The sequence below is a fragment of the Streptomyces sp. NPDC003248 genome (assembly GCF_055563235.1).
The window spans coordinates 1,115,760-1,137,438 of record NZ_JBVHDT010000001.1 but is presented as its reverse complement, the minus strand read 5'-3'; the positions used below and the strand labels follow the sequence as shown (position 1 = coordinate 1,137,438).

Below are 21,679 nucleotides of genomic sequence, written 5' to 3'. Positions count from 1 at the left end.
GCGTCAGCTCTTCCTGCCCGCCGCCTCCGACGCGGACTCGGCCGCGTCCTTCACGCCGTCGCCCTCGCTGTCCGGCCCGGTACCGTCCCGCGGGTCCTCGCCGGCCTCGGCCCCGGCCTTCACGGTGCCGGTGTCGCCGTCGCCCTTCGAGCCGTCGACCTCCGCGTCGGCCTTCGAGCCGTCCTCGGCGTCGGCCGGGGACTCGCCGTCGGCGGACACGGCCTCCGGCTCCACGACCGCTTCGCGGCCCGGCCGCTTCTTCGCCGACACCACGATGTACACCACGGCGAGCAGGAACACGACCACTGCGGTCCAGTTGTTCAGCCGCAGGCCCAGGATGTGGTGGGCGTCGTCGACACGGAGGTACTCGGTCCAGAAGCGCCCCGCGCAGTACGCGGCGACGTACAGGGCGAACGCCCGGCCATGGCCCAGCCGGAAGCGGCGGTCGGCCCAGATCACCAGCAGCGCGACACCGATGCACCACAGCGACTCGTACAGGAAGGTCGGGTGGTAGTAGCCCGGCACCCGGCCGTCCGCGGCGGACGTGATGTGCAGCGCCCAGGGGAGGTCGGTCGACTTGCCGTACAGCTCCTGGTTGAACCAGTTCCCCCAGCGGCCGATCGCCTGGGCGAGGGCGATGCCGGGGGCGACGGCGTCCGCGTACGCGGGCATCGGGATGCCGCGGCGGCGGCAGCCGATCCACGCGCCCAGCGCGCCGAGCGCGATCGCACCCCAGATGCCGAGTCCGCCCTCCCAGACCTTGAAGGCGTCCACCCAGTCACGGCCCTCGCTGAAGTACAGCTCGTAGTCCGTGATGACGTGGTAGAGGCGGCCGCCGAGCAGGCCGAAGGGCACGGCCCAGACGGCGATGTCGGCCACCGTGCCGGCCCGCCCGCCCCGGGCGATCCAGCGTTTGTTGCCGAGCCAGACCGCGACGAAGACGCCGATGATGATGCAGAACGCGTAGCCGCGCAGCGGGACGGGGCCGAGGTACAGCACCCCGCGCGACGGGCTCGGAATGTAGGCAAGTTCCATGGCAAGGTCGACGCTACCCTGCCGCGCCGGGCCCACGACGGGCAGCCCGGCTACGGCTCCATAACGGGCCGGGGAGACGGGCTCACCCCTGGTCTGCCTCCTCCACCGTCTGCCGGAACTTCTCCGGTGTCATCGTCTGGTCCTGGTAGATGTTCTTGCCGTTGAGCATCACGGACGGCGTGCCGGTGAAACCGCCCTTCTGGAAGGCCTCGTTGGACTTGGCGACCCAGCTGTTGTGGGTTCCCTTCTCCACGCAGGTGCGGAAGGCGGGGGTGTCGAGGCCGTCGACCTTGCCGGCCAGGGCGATGAGTCTGCTGTTCTTCGCGAAGGCGTCGTCGGTCTCGGCGGGCTGGTTCTGGTAGAGAACGTCGTGGTACGCGGGGAACTTGCCGGCGTCCTGGGCGCAGGCCGCGGCGTTGGCCGCGTTGCGCGAGCCGGTGCCGCCCATGTTGCCGTCGATGAGGGTGGCCAGGTGGTACTCCACCTTCAGCTTCCCGGCGTCGGTCAGCTCGTGGATCGTCGAGCGGTATCTGTCCTCGAAGGACTTGCAGGCCGGGCAGCGGAAGTCCTCCCAGACCGTGAGCGTCGAGCCGGCGCCGTCCTTGCCGACCGGGATGGCGAGGGCGTCCTCGCCCTGCGCGCCGGAGGGCGCGACGACCGGGCCCGCGCTGTCGCTGCCGTCGTCCTTGCCGGCGTTCGCCGCGAGGACGCCGATGACCGCCGCCAGGCCCAGCACGCACACGACGCTCGCGGCGACGATCAGCGTCCGGCGCCGCCGGTCCGCGACCTTCTGCTTCTCGCGCTCGACCGCCAGCCGCTCCCTGGCGGTGCGCTTCCCTTCACGATTCTTCTCGCTCACACCCCCAGAACGAACCGGGGAGGCGCACCGCGCCTCCCCGGTCCCATGTCCACCCGTTCGGGTGAGCCGTACGGTGCGTACGGAGATGACCGCCCCGGCGGCCGTCGGCTACGCCTGCCCGCGCACGCCCTTGGCGAGGTCGCCCGCGAGCGCGCGGACGGCGTCCAGGCCGGCCGCGTGGTCCGGCGCGTCCAGCATCCGCTTGACGAAGGCGGAACCGACGATCACGCCGTCGGCGAAGCCGGCGACCTCGGCCGCCTGCTCGGCGTTGGAGACGCCGAGGCCGACGCAGACCGGCAGCTCGGTGCCGGTGGCGCGGGTGCGTCCGACCAGGTCCTGGGCCTGCGCTCCGACGGACTCGCGGGTACCGGTGACACCCATCAGCGAGGCGGCGTAGACGAAGCCGCTGCCCGCCGCGGTGATCTGCGCGAGCCGCTCGTCCTTGCTGCTGGGGGCCACGACGAAGACCGTCGCGAGGTCGTGCTTGTCGGCGTGTTCCCTCCACAGCGCCGACTCCTGCACGGGCAGGTCGGGCAGGATGCAGCCCGCGCCGCCCGCCTCGGCCAGCTCGGCGGTGAAGCGCTCGACGCCGTAGCGGTCGATGGGGTTCCAGTACGTCATCACGAGCACCGGCTTCCCGGTGGCCCGGTGGGCCTCGCGGACCGTGCGCATGACGTCGGCGATCCGCACTCCGCCGCGCAGGGCGATGTCGTCGGCGGTCTGGATGACCGGGCCGTCGAGGACGGGGTCGCTGTGCGGCAGCCCCACCTCGACGATGTCGGCGCCGCCGTCCAGGACGGCCTTGATCGCCTCGATGCCGCCGTCGACGGTCGGGAACCCGGCCGGGAGGTAGGCGATGAGGGCGGAGCGGCCCTCGGCCCTGGCGGCGGCGAGGGTGTCGGACAGCAGGTGGATGGTGCCGCTCACTTGGCGTCCCCCTCGATCTCGGCGGTGCCGGTGGCGTCCTCGGCGACCTCGGCGTCGGTGTCGTACAGGCCGAAGTAGCGGGCGGCCGTGTCCATGTCCTTGTCGCCGCGGCCGGACAGGTTGACCACGATCAGGCCGTCCTCGCCCAGCTCCCGGCCGACCTCCAGGGCGCCGGCCAGCGCGTGGGCGCTCTCGATGGCCGGGATGATGCCCTCGGTGCGCGACAGCAGGCGCAGGGCCTGCATGGCCGCGTCGTCGGTGACGGCGCGGTACTCGCCGCGGCCGGAGTCCTTCAGGTAGGAGTGCTCCGGGCCGATGCCCGGGTAGTCCAGACCGGCGGAGATGGAGTACGGCTCGGTGATCTGGCCCTCGTCGTCCTGGAGGACGTAGGAGCGGGAGCCGTGCAGGATGCCGGGCTCGCCGGCGGTGAGGGTCGCCGCGTGCTCGCCGGTCTCGACGCCGTGCCCGGCCGGTTCGCAGCCGATGAGGCGTACGCCGGTGTCGGGGATGAAGGCGTGGAAGAGGCCGATGGCGTTGGAGCCGCCGCCGACGCAGGCGACGGCCGCGTCGGGCAGGCGTCCGGCGCGCTCCAGGATCTGGCGGCGGGCCTCGACGCCGATCACGCGGTGGAAGTCGCGGACCATGGCCGGGAACGGGTGCGGGCCGGCGACGGTGCCGAACAGGTAGTGGGTGCGGTCGACGTTGGCGACCCAGTCGCGGAAGGCCTCGTTGATGGCGTCCTTGAGCGTGCGGCTGCCGGACTTCACCGCGACGACCTCGGCGCCGAGCATGCGCATGCGGGCCACGTTCAGCGCCTGGCGCTGCGTGTCGATCTCGCCCATGTAGATGGTGCACTCGAGCCCGAAGAGGGCGCAGGCGGTGGCGGTGGCGACGCCGTGCTGGCCGGCTCCGGTCTCCGCGATCACGCGCGTCTTGCCCATGCGCCGGGTGAGCAGCGCCTGGCCGAGCACGTTGTTGATCTTGTGGGAGCCGGTGTGGTTGAGGTCCTCGCGCTTGAGGAAGACCCGGGCGCCGCCGGCGTGCTCGGCGAACCGGGGCACCTCGGTGAGGGAGCTGGGCCGGCCGGTGTAGTGCACCAGCAGGTCGTCGAGCTCGCGGGCGAACTCGGGGTCGTGCTTCGCCTTGTCGTACTCGACGGCGACCTCGTCCACGGCGGCGACGAGGGCCTCCGGGATGAACTTGCCGCCGAAGGCGCCGAAGTAGCCTTCGGGGTCGGGGACCTGACCCTCGGGGTCGGGGATGAAGAACTCGCTGGGCATGCGGAAACCTCACGGTGAGTGCGGAAAATGACACCTTCGCCGTGGGGGCGGGGCTCGTCAGACGGCCGCAGGCCGTCCGTGGTCGATCGCGCAGTTCCCCGCGCCCCTTACGGGGCGCTGCCATCGCCGCCCGTTGACCTGCCCGGGTTCGTCCCCGATGACGTAGCGGACCCGCCGGCCGTGCACCCGCCGCGCGGGCGCGCGGCAGCCACGGGGGCGGCAGCCGCGCGCGAGGCGGGCGTACCGGTCCGTGGCCGGGGCGGGGGGCGTCGGAGTCATCGGGCCAAGCCTAGCGGGAGATCAGCCGCGGCCGTGCCGGAGCGCGGGGTGCTCCCCCGCCGCGACCAGGTCGGCGACCGCGGTCTTCGGGTCGCGGCCGGTGACGAGGGACTCGCCGACCAGGACCGCGTCGGCGCCGGCGTTGGCGTAGGCGATGAGGTCGTGCGGGCCGCGCACGCCGGACTCGGCGACCTTGACGATGTGGTCCGGGATCTCGGGGGCGACGCGCTCGAACGTGCCCCGGTCGACCTCCAGGGTCTTCAGGTTGCGCGCGTTGACGCCGATGATCTTCGCGCCGGCGTCCACCGCCCGCTCGACCTCGTCCTCGTCGTGGACCTCGACGAGCGGGGTGAGGCCGATGGAGACGGCGCGCTCGATCAGCGACTCGAGGGCGGGCTGCTCCAGGGCCGCCACGATCAGCAGCGCGAGGTCGGCGCCGTAGGCGCGGGCCTCCCACAGCTGGTACGAGGTGACGATGAAGTCCTTGCGCAGGACGGGGATGTCCACGCGCGCGCGGACCGCCTCGAGGTCGGCGAGGGAGCCGCCGAAGCGGCGCTGTTCGGTGAGGACGGAGATGACGGCCGCGCCGCCCGCCTCGTAGTCCGCGGCCAGCCCGGCCGGGTCGGCGATCGCGGCCAGCGCGCCCTTGGAGGGGCTGGAGCGCTTGACCTCGCAGATCACCTTGACGCCGTCGCCCTTCAGCGCGGCGACACCGTCCTTGGCGGGGCGGGCCTTCGCCGCGCGCTCCTTGAGCTCGTCGAGGCTCACCCGCGCCTGCCGCTCCGCGAGGTCGGCACGGACTCCGTCGATGATCTCGTCGAGCACACTCACGCGAGCGGCCCCCTTCCAGACGGTTGGCAGTTGCGGCGACCAGTGGAAACCGTGGTCACTGCGATGGTATCCGGAGGAGGGCGAAGGCCTCGCATCCGGTTGACGCCGGTCCCACCTCGTGGACGCGGCGCCCGGTGGTCACGGGTGCAGCCAGCCGCCGAACGGCAGGTTCCGGACCACCGTGAAGACCAGCAGCAACGCGCCCAGCGACCACAGGTGCACCGGCCGCGGGTCGAGGCGCGGCGGGCGTCCGCGGGCCGCGCGGACCACCCAGACGGTCCACAGCACGGCGAAGGCCACGTAGGCGGCGACGGCCGGCGCGTTGGCGTGCAGGGCGGTCACCAGGTCGCCGTGCGCGAAGGCGTGCGCGCTGCGCAGACCGCCGCAGCCGGGGCAGTACAGGCCCGTGACGCTCAGCAGCGGGCAGACCGGGTAGTGGCCGGGCTCGTTGGGGTCGACGGCTCCGACGTACGCGAAGGCCCCGGCGACGGCCGCGAGGAGGCCGGCGGGCACGGCGAGCCGTCCCAGGACGGTCCCCGGGGCGGGCGGTGTCACGCTCTGGCGGTCGGGGTGCACGTCTCGCATTGTGCCCCGCCCGGGGCCGCACGCGCGCGTGGGGCGGCCGGTGCGCACCTCGCTCGGTGCGCCGGCCGCCCCACGGGCGTGGTCGTACGGCGGGCTCAGCCCTCGGCGGTCGCCGGCTCGCGCGTGGCCGTCACCCGGTGCGCCGACTGCGCCTGCTTCGGCTGGCCCAGGCCCATGGTGCGCATCACACCACCGACGACACCGCCGAGCAGCACGATCACCATGCCGGCCCAGAAGCCGAGCGGCTCGGCCATGACCATGAACGCGCCCGCGACGCAGAAACCGATGAAGGCGATGATGACACCGGTCCAGGCGGCCGGGGTGTGTCCGTGGCTGCTGCCCGCCATGACTTTGCTCCTCGTTGCTGTCTGTGTTGCGTACGTGGTGTACGTGCGCGAGCCGGAGGCTCGTGGTCCATTGTCCCGTACGTGGGGGGCGGGCCGTGCCCGGGGGTGGTGTCCCGGGGGCGTCTGATTCACCACACCGTCCGATGCACCACACCGTCCGGTGCAGCCCACCGTCCGGCGCAGCCCACCGTCTTGTGCAGCCCACCGGGAGCGGGACCGGCCGGCGGAGGGTCGGGCCGGTCAGGCCGGGTCCGTGCCCGTGGGGTCCTCGCCCCGGTCCAGTGCCTTCCACATCTCCTCGGGCCGGTCGGGGTCGACGGGCCGGGCCGTGCGCCGGGGGCGGGGGGCGCCGCCGCGCTCGTACCGGCCGGACATGGCGGGCCACAGCCGGCCGTAGCGCAGGGCGAGCAGGCCGGCCAGGAGGATCAGGACGCCGCCCGCGGCCGCGGCGTACGGCCAGGCGGTGTGGGTGAGCGAGGCGACGGTGGCGGAGGTGTCGCCGGAGGCCTGGGCCGCCTTCTCGTCGAGCGCGGAGCTGTCGGAGGCGCCGAGCACGGCGGCGGCGACGATGCCCGCGCCGGAGAGCGCCAGCAGGCCGGAGACGGCGAGGCGGCCGGCCCTGCGGACGGCGAAGACGGCGACGAGCGCGGCGAGGCCCACTATGGCGAGCGCCGCGGGGACGCCGGTGACGTCGCTGCCCTTGGCGGTCAGGGGGAAGGCGCCGCCGGCCACCGTCGCCGTGCCCGCCGACCAGCGCTGCCGGGTGGAGAGCAGGGCCACGGCCGCGCCCAGCGCACCGCACAGCAGGGCGAGGGCGAGGCTCCGGCGGCCGGACCGGGCGGGGGCGGCGGCTTGGGCACGGGGGTGAGGTACAGCAGTCACGTACTCCACTATCGCCTGAACCCCGGGCGAACCGTCACCCGGGGTTCACGTGACGCGCGCCCCATCGCCCTGGGACGTCCCGCCCGCCGGCGTCCCCGAAGCGCCCTGCCGTCCCAGCCGGTTGGCGGTGTGCACCGCGCGCAGGACCGCCGCCGCCTTGTTGCGGCACTCCTGGTCCTCGGCGGCCGGGTCGGAGTCGGCGACGACGCCCGCGCCGGCCTGGACGTAGGCGGTGCCGTCGCGCAGCAGGGCGGTGCGGATGGCGATGGCGGTGTCGGAGTCGCCGGCGAAGTCCAGGTAGCCCACGCAGCCGCCGTAGAGGCCGCGCCGGGACGGCTCCAGCTCGTCGATGATCTGCATGGCGCGCGGCTTCGGGGCACCGGAGAGGGTGCCCGCGGGGAAGCAGGCGGTGAGGACGTCGAAGGCGGTGCGGCCCGGTGCGACCCGGCCGGTCACCGTGGAGACGATGTGCATGACGTGGGAGTACCGCTCGATGGACATGAAGTCGACGACCTCGACCGAGCCGGGTTCGCAGACCCGTCCGAGGTCGTTGCGGCCGAGGTCGACGAGCATGAGGTGCTCGGCGCGCTCCTTGGGGTCGGCGAGCAGTTCGTCGGCGAGGGCCTGGTCCTCCCGCGGGGTCGCCCCGCGGTGCCGGGTCCCGGCGATGGGGTGCACCATGGCCCGCCCGTCCTCGACCTTGACCAGGGCCTCCGGGGAGGAGCCGACGACGTCGAAGCCGTCGAAGCGGAAGAGGTACATGTACGGGGAGGGGTTGGTGGCCCTGAGGACCCGGTAGACGTCCAGGGCGCTCGCCGAGCACGGTGTCTCGAACCGCTGGGAGGGGACCACCTGGAAGGCCTCGCCCGCGCGGATGCGCTCCTTGATGTCCTCGACGGCCTCCTGGTAGTCGGGGCCGCCCCACAGGGCGGTGTACTCGGGCAGTTCGGAGGGCGGCAGGACGGCGGGGGGCTGGACGACCGCGCGGCCGAGGTCGGCCTCCATGGCGTCGAGGCGGGCGACCGCGTCCGCGTACGCCTCGTCGACGCCGGTGTCGAGGTCGTTGTGGTTGATCGCGTTGGCGATCAGCAGGACGGAGCCCTCCCAGTGGTCCATGACGGCGAGGTCGCTGGTGAGGAGCATGGTGAGCTCGGGCAGCCGCAGGTCGTCCCGGTCTCCGGGGCCGATCTTCTCCAGGCGGCGCACGATGTCGTAGCCGAGGTAGCCGACCATGCCGCCGGTGAAGGGCGGCAGGCCCTCCTGGTGGGGGGTGTGCAGGGCCTCGAGGGTGGCGCGCAGGGCGGCGAGGGGATCGCCGTCCGTGGGGACGCCGACGGGCGGGGCGCCGAGCCAGTGGGCCCGGCCGTCGCGGGCGGTGAGGGTGGCCGCGCTGCGGACGCCCACGAAGGAGTAGCGGGACCAGGTGCGGCCGTTCTCCGCGGACTCCAGCAGGAAGGTGCCGGGGCGCTCGGCGGCGAGCTTGCGGTAGAGCGCGACCGGGGTGTCGCCGTCGGCGAGCAGCTTGCGGGTGACGGGGATGACACGGCGGTCGCCGGCCAGCTTGCGGAACGTCTCGAGGTCCATGGCGGCTGACCTTACTGATCCGAGGCGGGTGCGCCGGAACCGGCGGCGTCGCCCCGGCCCTGGTCCCGGCCTTCGCGTTCGCCTTCGCGTTCGCCTTCGCCTTCGCCGAGCAGTACGTCGGCGTCGAAGCAGGTGCGGGCTCCGGTGTGGCAGGCGGCGCCGACCTGGTCGACCTTGACCAGCACGGTGTCGGCGTCGCAGTCGAGGGCGACGGACCTGACCCACTGGAAGTGGCCGGAGGTGTCGCCCTTGACCCAGTACTCGCCGCGGCTGCGCGACCAGTAGGTGCAGCGGCCGGTCGTCAGGGTGCGGTGCAGCGCCTCGTCGTCCATCCAGCCGAGCATGAGCACCTCACCGGTGTCGTACTGCTGGGCGATGGCGGGGACGAGCCCGTCGGGGCTGCGCTTGAGACGCGCGGCGATCTCCGGGGCGAGAGCGCTGGGCTGGGGCGTGCTGGTCATGTGTGCCATTGTGCCGCGCGGCACCGGCAGCGCCCGGGCCGTGTCCACTGTCCGGACCTCCTACGCGGTCGTAGGCTGACCGCATGTCGACTTTCGCCAAGCGTGAACGGCTTCTGCTCGCCGACCTCTTGGAGGCGCTGGGTCCCTATGCCCCGACCCTCTGCGAGGGCTGGCGGACCCGTGACCTCGCCGCGCACGTGGTGGTGCGCGAGCGCCGGCCGGACGCCGCCGGGGGCCTGCTGATCAAGCAGCTCGCGTCCCGGCTGGACAGGGCGATGGAGGAGTTCGCCGCCAAGCCGTACGAGGAGCTGATCCAGCTGATCCGTACCGGCCCGCCGCGCTTCTCGCCGTTCCAGCTCAAGCAGATCGACGAGGTGTCGAACACGGTCGAGTTCTACGTCCACACCGAGGACGTCCGCCGTGCCCAGCCGGGGTGGACGGCCCGCGAGCTGGATCCGGTCTTCCAGGACGCCCTGTGGTCCCGGCTGGAGCGCACGGCCCGGCTGATGGGCCGCAGCACGCCGACCGGTCTGGTCCTGCGTCGCCCGGACGGGCGTACGGCGGTCGCCAACCGCGGCACGCCGGTGGTGACCGCGACGGGCGAGCCGTCCGAGCTGCTGCTGCTCCTGTACGGCCGGCAGAGCGCCGCCCAGGTGGACCTGGCCGGCGACGCGGACGCCGTCGAGAAGCTGAGCAGCGGCAAGCAGCTCGGGATCTGAGGGGGCCGGGCGGCCGGTGCGGGGACGTACGCGTCTCCCGCGCGTGGGGCGGACGGACGACGGAGCCGGTCACCGGGTGACCGGGGCCCGGCTCGGGTCCTCGTGGCGCCGGCGGGGCGTCACCGCACCGGGCGGCCCGCCTCCCGCAGCGTCTGCTTGACCTCGCCGATCCGCAGGTCCCCGAAGTGGAAGACGGAGGCGGCCAGGACGGCGTCCGCGCCCGCCTCGACGGCCGGCGGGAAGTCCGCGAGCCGGCCGGCGCCGCCGGAGGCGATCACCGGGACCGTCACGTGCTTGCGGACGGCGCTGATCATCTCCAGGTCGTAGCCGTCCTTGGTGCCGTCGGCGTCCATCGAGTTGAGCAGGATCTCGCCGGCGCCCAGTTCGGCCGCCCGGTGCGCCCATTCGACGGCGTCGATGCCGGTGCCGCGCCGGCCGCCGTGGGTGGTCACCTCGAAGGATCCCGACTCCGTGCGCCGTGCGTCCACCGAGAGCACCAGCACCTGGCTGCCGAACCGCTCGGCGATCTCCTTGATCAGTTCCGGGCGGGCGATGGCGGCCGTGTTGACGCCCACCTTGTCGGCGCCGGCCCGCAGCAGCTTGTCGACGTCCTCGGGGGTGCGCACCCCGCCACCGACGGTGAGCGGGATGAACACCTGTTCGGCGGTGCGGCGGACCACGTCGTAGGTGGTCTCGCGGTTGCCCGACGAGGCGGTGATGTCCAGGAACGTCAGTTCGTCGGCGCCCTCGGCGTCGTACACCTTGGCCATCTCGACGGGGTCGCCCGCGTCCCGCAGGTTCTGGAAGTTGACGCCCTTGACGACCCGGCCGTTGTCCACGTCCAGGCAGGGGATGACTCGGACTGCCAGGCTCATGACTGCGCGGCTCCTTCTGAATGTCCTCTATAAGCTTCGAGTTCCACCGAGACCAGGACGCGCGGATCGATGAACCCCTCCACGACCAGCAGGGTCGCGGCCGGGCGTACGGCGTCGAAGAACTCCTTGTGGGCCCGGCCCACCGCATCGACGTCCCGCGAATGCGCCAGATGCATCCGGGTCCTGATCACGGACCCGGGCCCCAGACCGAACTCGGCGATCGCCTCGAGCGCGCCGGTGAAGGCCACCCTGGCCTGTTCGTACGGGTCGCCCTCCCCGTACAGCACCTCGCCCCGGAAGGCCGTCGTGCCCGCCACCAGCACACGGTCGCCCGCCGCGACGGCGCGTGCGAAACCGAAAGTCTCTTCCCAGGGATTTCCGCTCTGCACGCGCCGCACGGCTTCGGACGTCATGACGACACAGCCTCCAGGGCCTCTTCCAGGGTGAACGCCTTCGCGTACAGCGCCTTCCCGACGATGGAGCCCTCGACACCGAGGGGCACCAGCTCGGCGATGGCGCGCAGGTCGTCGAGGGACGACACGCCGCCGGAGGCCACGACCGGGCGGTCGGTCGCCGCGCAGACGGTGCGCAGCAGCTCCAGGTTGGGGCCCTGGAGGGTGCCGTCCTTGGCGATGTCGGTCACCACGTAGCGGGCGCAGCCCTCCTTGTTGAGGCGCTCCAGCGTCTCGTAGAGGTCGCCGCCGTCGCGGGTCCAGCCGCGGCCGCGCAGGGTGGTGCCGCGCACGTCGAGGCCGACGGCGATCTTGTCGCCGTGCTCGGCGATGACCTTGGCGACCCACTCCGGGGTCTCCAGGGCGGCCGTGCCGAGGTTGACCCGGGTGCAGCCGGTGGCCAGGGCCGCGGCGAGGGTGTCGTCGTCGCGGATGCCGCCGGACAGTTCGACCTTGATGTCCATCGCCCCGGCGACCTCGGCGATCAGCTGCCGGTTGTCGCCGGTGCCGAAGGCGGCGTCCAGGTCGACCAGGTGCAGCCATTCGGCGCCGGACCGCTGCCAGGCGAGGGCGGCCTCCAGCGGGGAGCCGTAGGAGGTCTCGGTGCCGGACTCGCCGTGCACGAGGCGGACGGCCTGGCCGTCGCGGACGTCGACGGCGGGGAGGAGTTCGAGCTTGCTCACAGGGTTCCGATCCAGTTGGTGAGGAGCTGGGCTCCGGCGTCGCCGGACTTCTCGGGGTGGAACTGCGTGGCCCACAGGGCGCCGTTCTCCACGGCGGCCACGAACGGCTTGCCGTGCGTCGACCAGGTCACCTTGGGGGCCCGGATCGCCGGGTTGTGCGACTCCAGGGACCAGTCGTGGACGGCGTAGGAGTGCACGAAGTAGAAGCGCGCGTCCGCGTCCAGGCCGGCGAACAGCTCGGTGTCGGCCGGGGCCTCCACGGTGTTCCAGCCCATGTGCGGGACGATCTCGGCCTGGAGCGGCTCGACCGCGCCGGGCCACTCGTCGAGGCCCTCGGTCTCCACGCCGTGCTCGATGCCGCGCGCGAAGAGGATCTGCATGCCGACGCAGATGCCCATCACCGGGCGGCCGCCGGACAGCCGCCGGTCGATGATCCAGTCGCCGCGCGCGCCGCGCAGGCCCTTCATGCAGGCGGCGAAGGCGCCGACGCCCGGCACCAGCAGGCCGTCGGCGTTCATGGCCTGGTCGAAGTCACGGGTGATCTCGACCTCGGCGCCGGTCCGCGCGAGGGCGCGCTCGGCGGAGCGGACGTTGCCGAAGCCGTAGTCGAAGACGACGACCTTCTTGTTCACGGCGCTCAATTCCACACCTCCAGCCGCATGACGCCCGCCACGAGACACATCGCGGCGGCGATCGAGAGCAGCACGATCAGGCTCTTGGGCATCTCCTGCTTGACGAAGGAGATGATGCCGCCGGCCAGGAAGAGGCCGACGACGATCAGGATGGTCGACAGACCGTTCACAGGGCGCCCTTCGTGGAGGGCAGGATGCCCGCCGCGCGCGGGTCGCGCTCCGAGGCGTAGCGCAGGGCCCGGGCCAGCGCCTTGAACTGGCACTCCACGATGTGGTGCGCGTTGCGCCCGTAGGGCACGTGCACGTGCAGCGCGATCTGGGCCTGGGCGACGAAGGACTCCAGGATGTGCCGGGTCATCGTGGTGTCGTACTCGCCGATCATCGGCGCCATGTTCTCGGGCTCGGTGTGCACGAGGTACGGGCGGCCGGAGAGGTCGACGGTGACCTGGGCGAGGGACTCGTCCAGCGGGACCGTGCAGTTGCCGAAGCGGTAGATGCCCACCTTGTCGCCGAGGGCCTGCTTGAAGGCGGCGCCCAGGGCGAGGGCGGTGTCCTCGATGGTGTGGTGCGAGTCGATGTGCAGGTCGCCCTCGGTCTTCACGGTGAGGTCGAACAGGCCGTGCCGGCCGAGCTGGTCGAGCATGTGGTCGTAGAAGCCGACCCCGGTCGCCACGTCGACCTTGCCGGTGCCGTCGAGGTCGATCTCGACGAGGACCGAGGTCTCCTTGGTCACTCGCTCCACGCGTCCCACGCGGTTCATGCGCTCTGCTCCTTCGGGGGTGTGGGGGTGGTCCCCACAAAGCTCGTCAGTTCACGGACCGCGTCGAGGAACGCGTCGTTCTCTTCGGGGGTTCCGGCGGTGACCCGCAGCCACCCGGGCACGCCGTTGTCCCGGACCAGCACGCCCCGGTCGAGGATCTTCCGCCAGACGGCGTGCGCGTCGGCGAACCGGCCGAACTGCACGAAGTTGGCGTCCGAGGCGGTCACCTCGTAGCCGAGCGCGAGCAGTTCGGCGACCAGCCGGTCGCGCTCGGCCTTCAGCTGCTCGACGTACTTCAGCAGCGTGTCGGTGTGCTCCAGGGCGGCCAGCGCGGTCGCCTGGGTGACGGCCGACAGGTGGTACGGCAGCCGGACCAGCTGGACGGCGTCCACCACGGCCGGGTGCGCGGCGAGATAGCCGAGGCGCAGGCCGGCCGCGCCGAAGGCCTTCGACATCGTCCGCGAGACGACGAGATTCGGCCGACCTTCGAGCAGCGGCAGCAGCGAGTCGCCGTGGCTGAACTCGATGTACGCCTCGTCCACGATCACCATCGACGGCTTGGCGGCCTGGGCCGCCTCGTACAGCGCGACGACGGTCTCGCCGGGGACGGCGGTGCCGGTGGGGTTGTTGGGGGTGGTGATGAAGACGACGTCCGGGCGGTGCTCCGCGAGCGCCTTCTCGGCCGCCGCGAGGTCGATGGTGAAGTCCTCGTGGCGCGGTCCGGAGATCCATCCGGTGCCGGTGCCGCGGGCGATGAGCCCGTGCATCGAGTAGGAGGGCTCGAAGCCGATGGCCGTGCGGCCCGGTCCGCCGAAGGTCTGCAACAGCTGCTGGATGACCTCGTTGGAGCCGTTGGCCGCCCAGACATTGTCCAGGCCGACCTGGTGGCCGGACGTGTCCGTCAGGTAGCGGGCGAGCTGGGTGCGCAGCTCCACCGCGTCCCGGTCCGGGTAGCGGTTGAGGTTGCGGGCCGCCTCGCGCACCCGCTCCGCGATCCGCTCGACCAGCGGCTCGGGCAGCGGGTAGGGGTTCTCGTTGGTGTTCAGCCGTACGGGGACGTCCAGCTGGGGCGCGCCGTAGGGGGACTTGCCGCGCAGCTCGTCCCGTACGGGCAGATCGTCGATTCCGAAGCTCACTTGCCCGTCGCTTCCGGCGCTCACTTGCTCGTCGTTTCCGAAGCTCACTTGCTCGTCGGTACCTTCCACCCGAACCGTGCCTTGATCGCCGCGCCGTGCGCGGGCAGGTCCTCCGCCTCCGCCAGGGTCACCACGTGGTGCGCGACCTCGGCCAGCGCCTCCCGCGTGTAGTCCACGATGTGGATGCCGCGCAGGAAGGACTGGACGGACAGGCCGGAGGAGTGGCAGGCGCAGCCGCCGGTGGGCAGGACGTGGTTGGACCCGGCCGCGTAGTCGCCCAGCGACACCGGCGCCCAGGGGCCGATGAAGATCGCGCCCGCGTTCTTCACCCGGTCGGCCACGGCCGCGGCGTCGGCCGTCTGGATCTCCAGGTGCTCGGCGCCGTAGGCGTCGACCACGCGCAGGCCCTCGTCGACGCCGTCGACGAGCACGATCGCGGACTGCTTGCCCTTGAGGGCCGGCACGATCCGGTCGTCGATGTGCCTGGTGGCCGCGACCTGCGGCTCCAGCTCCTTCTCGACCGCGTCCGCGAGCTCGGCGGAGTCGGTGACCAGGACGGCGGCGGCCAGCGGGTCGTGCTCGGCCTGGCTGATCAGGTCGGAGGCGACGTGCACCGGGTCGGCCGTGGAGTCCGCGAGGACCGCGATCTCGGTGGGGCCGGCCTCGGCGTCGATGCCGATCTTGCCGGTGAAGTAGCGCTTGGCGGCGGCGACCCAGATGTTGCCGGGCCCGGTGACCATGTCGGCGGGCGGGCAGGACTCGGTGCCGTACGCGAACATCGCGACGGCGGTGGCGCCGCCGGCCGCGTAGACCTCGTCGACGCCGAGCAGGGCGCAGGCGGCGAGGATCGTCGGGTGCGGGAGGCCCCCGAAGTCGGCCTGCGCCGGGGAGGCGAGGGCGATGGACCCGACGCCGGCCTCCTGCGCGGGCACGACGTTCATGACGACGGAGGACGGGTAGACCGACCGGCCGCCCGGCGCGTACAGGCCGACCCGCTCGACGGGCACCCACTTCTCGGTGACCGAGCCACCGGGCACGACCTGGGTCGTGTGGGTGGTACGGCGCTGCGCGCGGTGGACGAGGCGGGCGCGGCGGATGGACTCCTCGAGGGCGGCGCGCACGGCCGGGTCGAGTTCCTCCAGGGCGCGGGTGAGGGCCTCGGCGGGGACCCGGACCTGGTCGAGGCGGACGCCGTCGAACTTCTCCGCGAAGTCGATCAGCGCCGCGTCGCCCCGATGATGCACGGCCTCGCAGATCGGACGCACCTTCTCGAGGGCGGCCGAGACGTCGAAGTCGGCTCGGGGCAGCAGGTCGCGCAGGGCGGGTCCCTCGGGGAGGGCGTCGCCGCGCAGATCGATTCGGGAGATCACGTCGTCAATTCTCTCAGACCGGCATCGGAGGTCGGTCGCGCGTATCAGTGGCTGATACACATCGTGGCCGGATTCGGAAGATCCCCTTCACGGTTAGCGTTCGTGACGTCACCCAGCGGGCATGAACGGTCGTGCGAAACCCGTGAGCCGACGGGCGGCAGGAGGGACGGAACAGCGTGACCGAGGGGGCCGGCGTCCGCACCGGGGACGTGCCGGAGGATCTGACCGCCGCCGAGGCCGGCATGTGGCAGGCCTTCCGCAACGGCAGCGTGTACGACCTGAGCAGCGGGGACACGGTCGTCGACGACCCGCACGGCGGGCATCCCTGGGGCGCGGCGCGGACCGTGCGGGCGCGGATCGTGGCCTGGCTGCTGCTGGACGGACCGCCCGCGCTCGCGGGCCGGGTCTCCTCCCTGAAGCTGGTCGGCGTGCAGATCAGCGGCACGCTCGACGTGGCGGGCGGCACGGTGGTGCCGTACGTCGAGATGAAGCGCTGCCGGTTCGAGCAGGACGTGCTGCTGCCGGAGGCGCGGGTGACGACCCTGCGCATGGTGGACTGCTCGGTCCCGCGGCTGGAGGCGGCCCGGCTCCAGACGGAGGGCGACCTGCACCTGCCCCGCTGCCGCTTCCACAACGGCGTCCGGCTCACCGACGCGCACATCGGCACGGACCTGATGCTGAACCAGGCGATCGTCTACCGCGACCGCACCGGCCGCTCGGTCTCCGCCGACGGCCTGACCGTCGGCCAGGACCTCCAGGCCGAGCTGCTCGAATCGCACGGCGAGCTGCGGCTGCGCAGCGCCAAGATCGGCGTGTCGCTGAGCCTGCGCGGGGCGCGGCTGGTCAACCCGTACACCCGGTTCGCGCTCAACGCGCCCCAGCTGACCGTCGAGCGCTCCCTGTACCTCACCCCCGCGGGCATCGGCGGCCACGCGCTGAGCGGCACGACACCCGCGCGCGGGACACGCGTCCAGCGCTTCGAGTGCCGGGGCGGGATCCGGCTGGACGACGGGCGGTTCGGGGACGCCGTCGACCTGGAGCGGGCCCGGTTCGACCTCACCGACGAGCAGGAGCTGTCGCTGCGCCGGGTGCAGACCCCCGAGCTGCGCTTCCTCGGGGAGGGGCCGCGGCGCGGCAAGGTGGTGCTGTCGGGTGCGCGGGTGGTCAACCTGGTGGACCGGGCGAGCGCCTGGCCGGGGCCCGGCAACCTGCACATGGGCGGCTTCGGCTACGAGAACGTGGTGCCGCAGGGCCCGTTCCCGCTGGCGGAGCGGCTGGAGTGGGTGGCCGCCGCGACCGCCGAGTACAACCCGGAGCCGTACGAGCGGCTGGCGGCGGTGCTGCGGACGGGCGGGGAGGACGAGGACGCCCGCGAGGTGCTGCTCGCCAAGCAGCGCCGCCGCCGCGAGACCCTGCCGCCGGCCGCGAAGCTCTGGGGGTACGCGCAGGACTGGACGGTGGCCTACGGGTACCGGCCCGGCCGGGCGGCGGTGTGGATGGCGGTGCTGTGGGCGGCGGGTTCGCTGGCCTTCGCGCACGCCGACCATCCCCCGGTCAACCGCGAGGGGCACCCGCCCTGGAACCCGGCGCTCTTCGCCCTCGACCTGCTGCTGCCCGTCATCGACCTGGGGCAGGCCGGCCAGTGGCGGCTGTACGGCGGCTGGCAGTGGGTGCAGGCGGCGATGATCCTGCTGGGCTGGACGCTGGCGACGACGGTGGCGGCGGGGGCGACGCGGATGCTGCGGCGGGGGTGACCGGGGGGACCGGTGACGGGGGCGCTCTTCTGGCTTGCGGATTGCAGCTTCCGGGTTGCGGCGTGCGGCTTCCCGCTCCCGGATCGCGGCTCCCGGCTCCCGGCTCCCGGCTCCCGGCTCCCGGCTCCCGGCTCCCGGCTCCCGGCCTCCGGCCTCCGGCCTCCGGCCTCCGGCTTCCGGCTTCCGGCTGATGCCGCAGGTAGCGGAGCCACGGCCGGTGGACGGCGGGGAACACCGGCCGGTGAACAGTTGCCGAACAGTTACCTTTTACCTGTCCTTGACCTGGGGACGCACAACTTTCCACAGGTTCGCCTTACCCCCTGGCGCTCTGCCCACCAGCGGCTTTTCAATGGCGAAACCATGGCTCTGCTGCCCCCCTTCCACCGCGCCTCCCGGACGGCCGCGTCCCGGCCGGCGCGGTCCGCCGCCCCCCACCCCGTCGCGGGGCTCCCGGCCGACGACGAGGTGCTCCTCGACGTGCCCGACGACCGGCTCGGACCCGCGCTGGTCGAGGCCGCTCGGGGCGGGTACCGGGCCGCCGCCGCCCTGCTCGCCGGCACCCGCGAGCGGGCCGAGTGGGAGTACCGCGACCGGTACGCCACCCGCCTGGCCGCCTTCGCCGACGCCCGCCCCGAGTGGTTCGAGCTGTGGCGCGCCGCCGCCCCGCGCGACCCGGACGTGCTGCTGGTCGCCGCCCAGCTCGCGGTGGACCGCGCCTGGCGCTCGCCCGCCCGGGCGGAGCTGCTGCGCGAGGTCAGCCCGCTGATCACGGCGGCCGCGCAGAGCGACATCGGCGACCCCGTGCCGTGGCGGATCGCCCTGGACCACGCGCGCGGGGCGAACGCCGGGCACAAGTACTTCGAGGAACTGTGGGCGGCCGCGGTGCGCCGCGCCCCGCACCACTACGGCTGCCATGTCGCCGCCAAGCGCTATCTGGCCGAGTCCTGGCACGGCTCCCACCGCGAGTGCTTCGACTTCGCCGACCGCGCCGCGCAGGACGCGCCCGCGGGCTCCCTGGTGCAGGCGCTGCCGGCGCGGGCCGCCTTCGCCTACCTCACCGACGGCTGCGGGCCCCAGGTGCCGCGCGAGCGCCTGGAGGCGGCCGCCGACCGGGCCGTCGACCTCTCCGCCCGCTTCCCGGCCGCCGACCCCTGGCCGGCGGAGATCCGCAACCTGCTGACGTACGTCCTGGTCCGTCTCGACCGGCGCGACGACGCCCTCGCCCAGCTGCGGCTGATCGGCCCGTACGCCACGTCCTTCCCCTGGGGACGGCTGTCCGACGACCCGCTGGGGCACTTCCTGGCGGTGCGCGAGGGCGTGTGCTCGGGGGTGCCCTGGCAGGCCCTGGGGCATCCACGGAACGGGCACGGGGAACCGGCCCGCCCCGGGGACCACTAGGCTTCTGCGCCGTGACCACCGTCCGGCTGCCGCTCTTCCCCCTGAACACGGTGCTGTTCCCGGGGCTCGTGCTCCCGCTCAGCGTCTTCGAGGAGCGTTATCGCGCCCTGATGCGCGATCTGCTCAAGTCCCCCGAGGAGGAACCCCGCCGGTTCGCCGTCGTGGCGATCCGCGACGGCCATGAGGTGGCGCCCAGCGCACCGGGCATGCCCGATCCCACGGCACTGCCCCGGCGGGGGCCGGCGGCCGGCTTCGGCGACGACCCGGCCAAGGCGTTCCACGGGTTCGGGTGCGTCGCCGACGCGGCGACGATCCGCGAGCGGTCCGACGGCACCTTCGAGGTGCTGGCGACCGGCACGACCCGGGTGCGGCTGCTGTCGGTGGACGCCTCCGGGCCGTATCTGACGGCGGAGCTGGAGGAGCTCCCGGAGGAGCCCGGCGACGGGGCGGGCGCGCTCGCGGAGGGGGTGCTGCGGGCTTTCCGCAAGTACCAGAAACGGCTGGCGGGCGCGCGGGAGCGGTCGCTGTCGACGGGGGCGGACCTCCCCGACGAGCCATCGGTGGTCTCGTACCTGGTGGCGGCCGCGATGATGCTGGACACGCCGGCCAAGCAACGGCTGCTCCAGGCCCCGGACACCGCCTCCCGGCTGCGCGACGAGCTGAAACTCCTGCGCACGGAGACGGCCATCCTCCGTAGCCTGCCCTCGCTGCCCGCGGCCGACCTCACGCGCGGGCCCACCAGTCTCAACTGACGTCACCACCAGAAGGCCCGCATGGCGAAGAAGTCGAAGAAGCAGCAGCAGTCCGGCGGCACGCCCGCCACGGTGGCCCTGACGGCCGCGGGCGTGGACTTCACGGTCCACGCCTACGACCACGACCCGAGCCACCCCTCCTACGGCGAGGAGGCGGCCGAGGCGATGGGCGTCTCCCCCGACCGGGTGTTCAAGACCCTCGTCGCGGACGTCGACGGCACCCTGACCGTGGCGGTGGTGCCGGTCGCCGGTTCCCTGGACCTGAAGGCCCTCGCGTCGGCGGTCGGCGGCAAGCGGGCGGCCATGGCCGACCCGACCCTCGCGGAACGCACCACCGGCTACGTCCGCGGCGGCATCTCACCGCTGGGCCAGCGCAAGAAGCTCCCCACGGTCCTCGACGACTCCGCGAGCGCGCACGCCACCATCTGCGTCTCGGCGGGCCGGCGCGGCCTGGAGGTCGAACTGTCCCCCACCGACCTGGCCACCCTCACCACAGCGATCCTGGCCCCCGTCGGCCGCCCCTGACCCCCACCGACGCCCGCCCCCGGTCCTGGCCCTGGACCCGCCCGGCCCTGGCACGGGCCCGGCAGCCCTGGCACGGGCCCGGCTCTGCGAAACGCCCGCAACGCGCTGTCCGAGCGGGCTCGGCACGTCGGGCGGGCTGCCCGTGCTGGACGCGGCCGCCGGCACGGCACAGGCTCGGCGTCGGCACGGGCCCGGCTCGGCACGGCGTCGGCACGGGCCCGGCTCGGCACGGCGTCGGCACGGGCCCGGCTCGGCACGGCGTCGGCACGGGCCCGGCGAGGCACGGCTGCCGGGCGGTGGCCGCCGACGTGGCGCCGGGCCCGCCCGTGCACCGCGGCAGCGGCCGCCGCGCAGGTCGTCGAGGACGAGCAGTGGGCCGAGCCGACCCAGCCGCAGCAGTTCGGCCGTCGCGCGGTCGCCGACGCCGAGGCGGCGCAGTTCACGCCCCGCGACACCGCCGGACGGGGCCGTCCCTTCCGGACGGGCACCGGAAGACGTCCTGCCGGACAGGCCGGCCGAGCGGTCTCGGCCCGGGTCGCGACTCGGCTGACCGACAGCGGCTGTCGGCCGCTACCGAGCCCACCCATGATGACCCGCCGCGGCGGCCACGACGGCCCGCCGTACCGCCGGCCGGTCCTCCACCCAGGCCTCCGACCGGGCACGGCGTACCCCAGGCCTCCGACCGGGCACGCGTACCCCAGGCGTCCGCCCGGGCAGCCGCGCCGCCGGGCGTCCCGGCCACGCGGGCGGCCGGACGCCCCGGCCGGCCGGCGTCCTCCGGGGCGTCCGCACAGCGCGCGTCCGCGCAGCGCGTCCCGCCGCCGAAGGTCCCCCCTGGGCGCCCGGTCGGCGTCCAGCCCTTACGCGGGCGGTCCCTGGTGCGGCTTCGGGTACGGTCCCTGGCCGGCGCAGGGCTCCGGGTCGCGCGGGCCGAACAGGGCCAGGAGGCCGAGGTGGACCAGCAGTGCGGCGACCGACCAGGTCAGGAGCGCGCTCTTCGCGCCCAGTTCGAGGGGGGCCGAGAACGTCACGCCCTTGCCCGCCTCCTTCGCCTGGGCGAGGACGTCGTCGGCGGGGCCCAGCCAGACGCCCAGGCGCCAGGCCAGGAGCGAGCCGAGCAGACCGCCCAGGGCCAGCCCCACCACCAGCGGCACGCCGCCGCGCCGCCGCCACGCGAACACGGCCAGCGCGCTCACGGCGCCGCAGGCCAGCGCCAGCAGCGTGAACGTGCCGTCCACGCCGATGGCCTGCTCGCCCTCGCTGTCCTTGAGGTAGACGACCCAGTCGCCGTCCACCACGTCCCCCACCAGCGGCACCCGCGGCGCGAGCCACACCCACAGCAGGCCGAGCAGCACGCCGGCGAGCGTGACCAGCGCGGTGACCAGGGCGGCTTCCCGCACCTCGGTCCTCATCCCGGGCCCGTCCTGGCCGTACGCGGCGGGCGGCCCGGCCGCACCCGGGTGGCCGCCCGGCGCCGGCGGCCAGGCCTGGTGCGGGGAGGGTTCGTGCGGGGGCGGCGGCGGGGTCAGCGGTGCGGTCACCCTGACATCGTG

25 protein-coding genes are annotated in these 21,679 nt (G+C 73.6%); 5 read left to right on the top strand and 20 right to left on the bottom strand.

The features are described 5' to 3' along the window. Positions 1–3: 3 nt before the first annotated feature. The 11 genes from lgt to hisI form a co-directional block, all read right to left on the bottom strand. Positions 4–1,035: a prolipoprotein diacylglyceryl transferase gene (gene lgt, locus ACZ3KJ_RS04860; protein WP_467524600.1), complete on the bottom strand. Its 1,032-nt coding sequence runs from the start codon at positions 1,033–1,035 to the stop codon at positions 4–6. Between the two features lie 82 nt (positions 1,036–1,117). Then, positions 1,118–1,894 (bottom strand): DsbA family protein, encoded by a 777-nt coding sequence (locus tag ACZ3KJ_RS04855; RefSeq protein ID WP_467524598.1) that lies wholly within the window; start codon positions 1,892–1,894, stop codon positions 1,118–1,120. Positions 1,895–2,002: 108 nt separating this feature from the next. Next, entirely contained in the window at positions 2,003–2,821 is an 819-nt protein-coding gene (gene trpA / locus ACZ3KJ_RS04850) for a tryptophan synthase subunit alpha (RefSeq protein ID WP_467524596.1), read from the bottom strand. Further along, entirely contained in the window at positions 2,818–4,101 is a 1,284-nt protein-coding gene (gene trpB / locus ACZ3KJ_RS04845; protein ID WP_467524595.1) for a tryptophan synthase subunit beta, read from the bottom strand. The genes trpA and trpB overlap by 4 nt, the downstream gene beginning before the upstream one ends. 57 nt (positions 4,102–4,158) lie before the next feature. After that, positions 4,159–4,380: a tryptophan biosynthesis modulator TrpM gene (trpM, locus tag ACZ3KJ_RS04840; protein WP_467524593.1), complete on the bottom strand. Its 222-nt coding sequence runs from the start codon at positions 4,378–4,380 to the stop codon at positions 4,159–4,161. Between the two features lie 21 nt (positions 4,381–4,401). Further along, a complete protein-coding gene (gene trpC / locus ACZ3KJ_RS04835) occupies positions 4,402–5,211 on the bottom strand; it encodes an indole-3-glycerol phosphate synthase TrpC (RefSeq protein WP_467524591.1) in 810 nt (269 codons plus the stop codon). A 138-nt stretch (positions 5,212–5,349) separates the two neighbouring features. Continuing rightward, on the bottom strand, positions 5,350–5,796 hold the full coding sequence (locus ACZ3KJ_RS04830; RefSeq protein WP_389511541.1) for a DUF2752 domain-containing protein: 447 nt from the start codon (positions 5,794–5,796) through the stop codon (positions 5,350–5,352). A gap of 95 nt (positions 5,797–5,891) precedes the next feature. Continuing rightward, positions 5,892–6,143: an HGxxPAAW family protein gene (locus ACZ3KJ_RS04825; protein WP_467524590.1), complete on the bottom strand. Its 252-nt coding sequence runs from the start codon at positions 6,141–6,143 to the stop codon at positions 5,892–5,894. 240 nt (positions 6,144–6,383) lie between these two features. Further along, entirely contained in the window at positions 6,384–7,034 is a 651-nt protein-coding gene (locus tag ACZ3KJ_RS04820; protein ID WP_467524588.1) for a TIGR02234 family membrane protein, read from the bottom strand. A gap of 36 nt (positions 7,035–7,070) precedes the next feature. Next, on the bottom strand, positions 7,071–8,609 hold the full coding sequence (locus tag ACZ3KJ_RS04815; protein ID WP_467524587.1) for an anthranilate synthase component I: 1,539 nt from the start codon (positions 8,607–8,609) through the stop codon (positions 7,071–7,073). A gap of 11 nt (positions 8,610–8,620) precedes the next feature. Next, positions 8,621–9,070 carry a phosphoribosyl-AMP cyclohydrolase gene (gene hisI / locus ACZ3KJ_RS04810; RefSeq protein ID WP_467524586.1) on the bottom strand — a complete coding sequence of 150 codons (450 nt, stop codon included), beginning with the start codon at positions 9,068–9,070 and terminating at the stop codon, positions 8,621–8,623. 83 nt (positions 9,071–9,153) lie between these two features. On the opposite strand from hisI, the gene ACZ3KJ_RS04805 reads away from it, so the two are divergent. Then, on the top strand, positions 9,154–9,789 hold the full coding sequence (locus ACZ3KJ_RS04805) for a TIGR03085 family metal-binding protein (RefSeq protein WP_467524585.1): 636 nt from the start codon (positions 9,154–9,156) through the stop codon (positions 9,787–9,789). Positions 9,790–9,908: 119 nt separating this feature from the next. Here ACZ3KJ_RS04805 and hisF read toward each other — a convergent pair whose 3' ends face one another. Genes hisF through hisD form a run of 8 tightly spaced genes read right to left on the bottom strand, consistent with a single transcriptional unit; the run spans position 9,909 to position 15,697 of the window. Beyond that, the gene (gene hisF, locus ACZ3KJ_RS04800) at positions 9,909–10,664 is read right to left on the bottom strand and encodes an imidazole glycerol phosphate synthase subunit HisF (RefSeq protein WP_467524583.1); all 756 of its coding nucleotides are present in this window, start codon (positions 10,662–10,664) and stop codon (positions 9,909–9,911) included. After that, positions 10,661–11,077: a RidA family protein gene (locus ACZ3KJ_RS04795; protein ID WP_389511548.1), complete on the bottom strand. Its 417-nt coding sequence runs from the start codon at positions 11,075–11,077 to the stop codon at positions 10,661–10,663. Before ACZ3KJ_RS04795 ends, hisF begins: the two co-directional genes overlap by 4 nt. Beyond that, positions 11,074–11,799, bottom strand: a complete 726-nt coding sequence (priA, locus tag ACZ3KJ_RS04790) for a bifunctional 1-(5-phosphoribosyl)-5-((5-phosphoribosylamino)methylideneamino)imidazole-4-carboxamide isomerase/phosphoribosylanthranilate isomerase PriA (RefSeq protein WP_467524581.1) — start codon at positions 11,797–11,799, stop codon at positions 11,074–11,076. The genes ACZ3KJ_RS04795 and priA overlap by 4 nt, the downstream gene beginning before the upstream one ends. Beyond that, positions 11,796–12,440, bottom strand: a complete 645-nt coding sequence (hisH, locus tag ACZ3KJ_RS04785; protein WP_467524580.1) for an imidazole glycerol phosphate synthase subunit HisH — start codon at positions 12,438–12,440, stop codon at positions 11,796–11,798. The genes priA and hisH overlap by 4 nt, the downstream gene beginning before the upstream one ends. After that, positions 12,437–12,601, bottom strand: coding sequence for a hypothetical protein (locus ACZ3KJ_RS04780; protein WP_467524578.1), 165 nt, complete (start codon positions 12,599–12,601; stop codon positions 12,437–12,439). The genes hisH and ACZ3KJ_RS04780 overlap by 4 nt, the downstream gene beginning before the upstream one ends. Then, entirely contained in the window at positions 12,598–13,191 is a 594-nt protein-coding gene (gene hisB / locus ACZ3KJ_RS04775; protein ID WP_389511552.1) for an imidazoleglycerol-phosphate dehydratase HisB, read from the bottom strand. The genes ACZ3KJ_RS04780 and hisB overlap by 4 nt, the downstream gene beginning before the upstream one ends. Continuing rightward, positions 13,188–14,327, bottom strand: coding sequence for a histidinol-phosphate transaminase (locus ACZ3KJ_RS04770; RefSeq protein WP_467524576.1), 1,140 nt, complete (start codon positions 14,325–14,327; stop codon positions 13,188–13,190). The genes hisB and ACZ3KJ_RS04770 overlap by 4 nt, the downstream gene beginning before the upstream one ends. A 44-nt stretch (positions 14,328–14,371) precedes the next feature. Continuing rightward, a complete protein-coding gene (gene hisD, locus ACZ3KJ_RS04765) occupies positions 14,372–15,697 on the bottom strand; it encodes a histidinol dehydrogenase (protein WP_467524575.1) in 1,326 nt (441 codons plus the stop codon). Positions 15,698–15,873: 176 nt separating this feature from the next. Here hisD and ACZ3KJ_RS04760 point away from each other — a divergent pair, with 176 nt between their 5' ends. From ACZ3KJ_RS04760 to ybaK, 4 genes are all read left to right on the top strand, one after another. Beyond that, positions 15,874–17,451, top strand: coding sequence for an oxidoreductase (locus ACZ3KJ_RS04760; RefSeq protein WP_467524573.1), 1,578 nt, complete (start codon positions 15,874–15,876; stop codon positions 17,449–17,451). Positions 17,452–17,811: 360 nt separating this feature from the next. Beyond that, positions 17,812–18,849, top strand: coding sequence for a hypothetical protein (locus tag ACZ3KJ_RS04755; protein WP_467524571.1), 1,038 nt, complete (start codon positions 17,812–17,814; stop codon positions 18,847–18,849). Positions 18,850–18,860: 11 nt separating this feature from the next. Then, positions 18,861–19,601 (top strand): LON peptidase substrate-binding domain-containing protein, encoded by a 741-nt coding sequence (locus tag ACZ3KJ_RS04750; RefSeq protein ID WP_467524570.1) that lies wholly within the window; start codon positions 18,861–18,863, stop codon positions 19,599–19,601. A 21-nt stretch (positions 19,602–19,622) separates the two neighbouring features. Next, complete coding sequence (gene ybaK, locus ACZ3KJ_RS04745) at positions 19,623–20,126, top strand: Cys-tRNA(Pro) deacylase (protein WP_389511557.1); 504 nt, start codon at positions 19,623–19,625, stop codon at positions 20,124–20,126. Positions 20,127–20,986: 860 nt separating this feature from the next. On the opposite strand, the gene ACZ3KJ_RS04740 is transcribed toward ybaK, so the two are convergent. Continuing rightward, a complete protein-coding gene (locus ACZ3KJ_RS04740; RefSeq protein ID WP_467524568.1) occupies positions 20,987–21,667 on the bottom strand; it encodes an AAA family ATPase in 681 nt (226 codons plus the stop codon). Positions 21,668–21,679 lie beyond the last annotated feature (12 nt).

Bases quoted from the DNA above. Each gene is read 5' to 3' on its own strand.
- ACZ3KJ_RS04795 (WP_389511548.1), bottom strand. From the start codon at position 11,077: ATGACGTCCGAAGCCGTGCGGCGCGTGCAGAGCGGAAATCCCTGGGAA.
- trpM (WP_467524593.1), bottom strand. From the start codon at position 4,380: ATGACTCCGACGCCCCCCGCCCCGGCCACGGACCGGTACGCCCGCCTC.
- ACZ3KJ_RS04805 (WP_467524585.1), top strand. From the start codon at position 9,154: ATGTCGACTTTCGCCAAGCGTGAACGGCTTCTGCTCGCCGACCTCTTG.
- ACZ3KJ_RS04825 (WP_467524590.1), bottom strand. From the start codon at position 6,143: ATGGCGGGCAGCAGCCACGGACACACCCCGGCCGCCTGGACCGGTGTC.
- ACZ3KJ_RS04815 (WP_467524587.1), bottom strand. From the start codon at position 8,609: ATGGACCTCGAGACGTTCCGCAAGCTGGCCGGCGACCGCCGTGTCATC.
- hisB (WP_389511552.1), bottom strand. From the start codon at position 13,191: ATGAACCGCGTGGGACGCGTGGAGCGAGTGACCAAGGAGACCTCGGTC.
- trpB (WP_467524595.1), bottom strand. From the start codon at position 4,101: ATGCCCAGCGAGTTCTTCATCCCCGACCCCGAGGGTCAGGTCCCCGAC.
- hisI (WP_467524586.1), bottom strand. From the start codon at position 9,070: ATGACCAGCACGCCCCAGCCCAGCGCTCTCGCCCCGGAGATCGCCGCG.
- ybaK (WP_389511557.1), top strand. From the start codon at position 19,623: ATGGCGAAGAAGTCGAAGAAGCAGCAGCAGTCCGGCGGCACGCCCGCC.
- hisF (WP_467524583.1), bottom strand. From the start codon at position 10,664: ATGAGCCTGGCAGTCCGAGTCATCCCCTGCCTGGACGTGGACAACGGC.
- ACZ3KJ_RS04755 (WP_467524571.1), top strand. From the start codon at position 17,812: ATGGCTCTGCTGCCCCCCTTCCACCGCGCCTCCCGGACGGCCGCGTCC.
- lgt (WP_467524600.1), bottom strand. From the start codon at position 1,035: ATGGAACTTGCCTACATTCCGAGCCCGTCGCGCGGGGTGCTGTACCTC.
- ACZ3KJ_RS04830 (WP_389511541.1), bottom strand. From the start codon at position 5,796: ATGCGAGACGTGCACCCCGACCGCCAGAGCGTGACACCGCCCGCCCCG.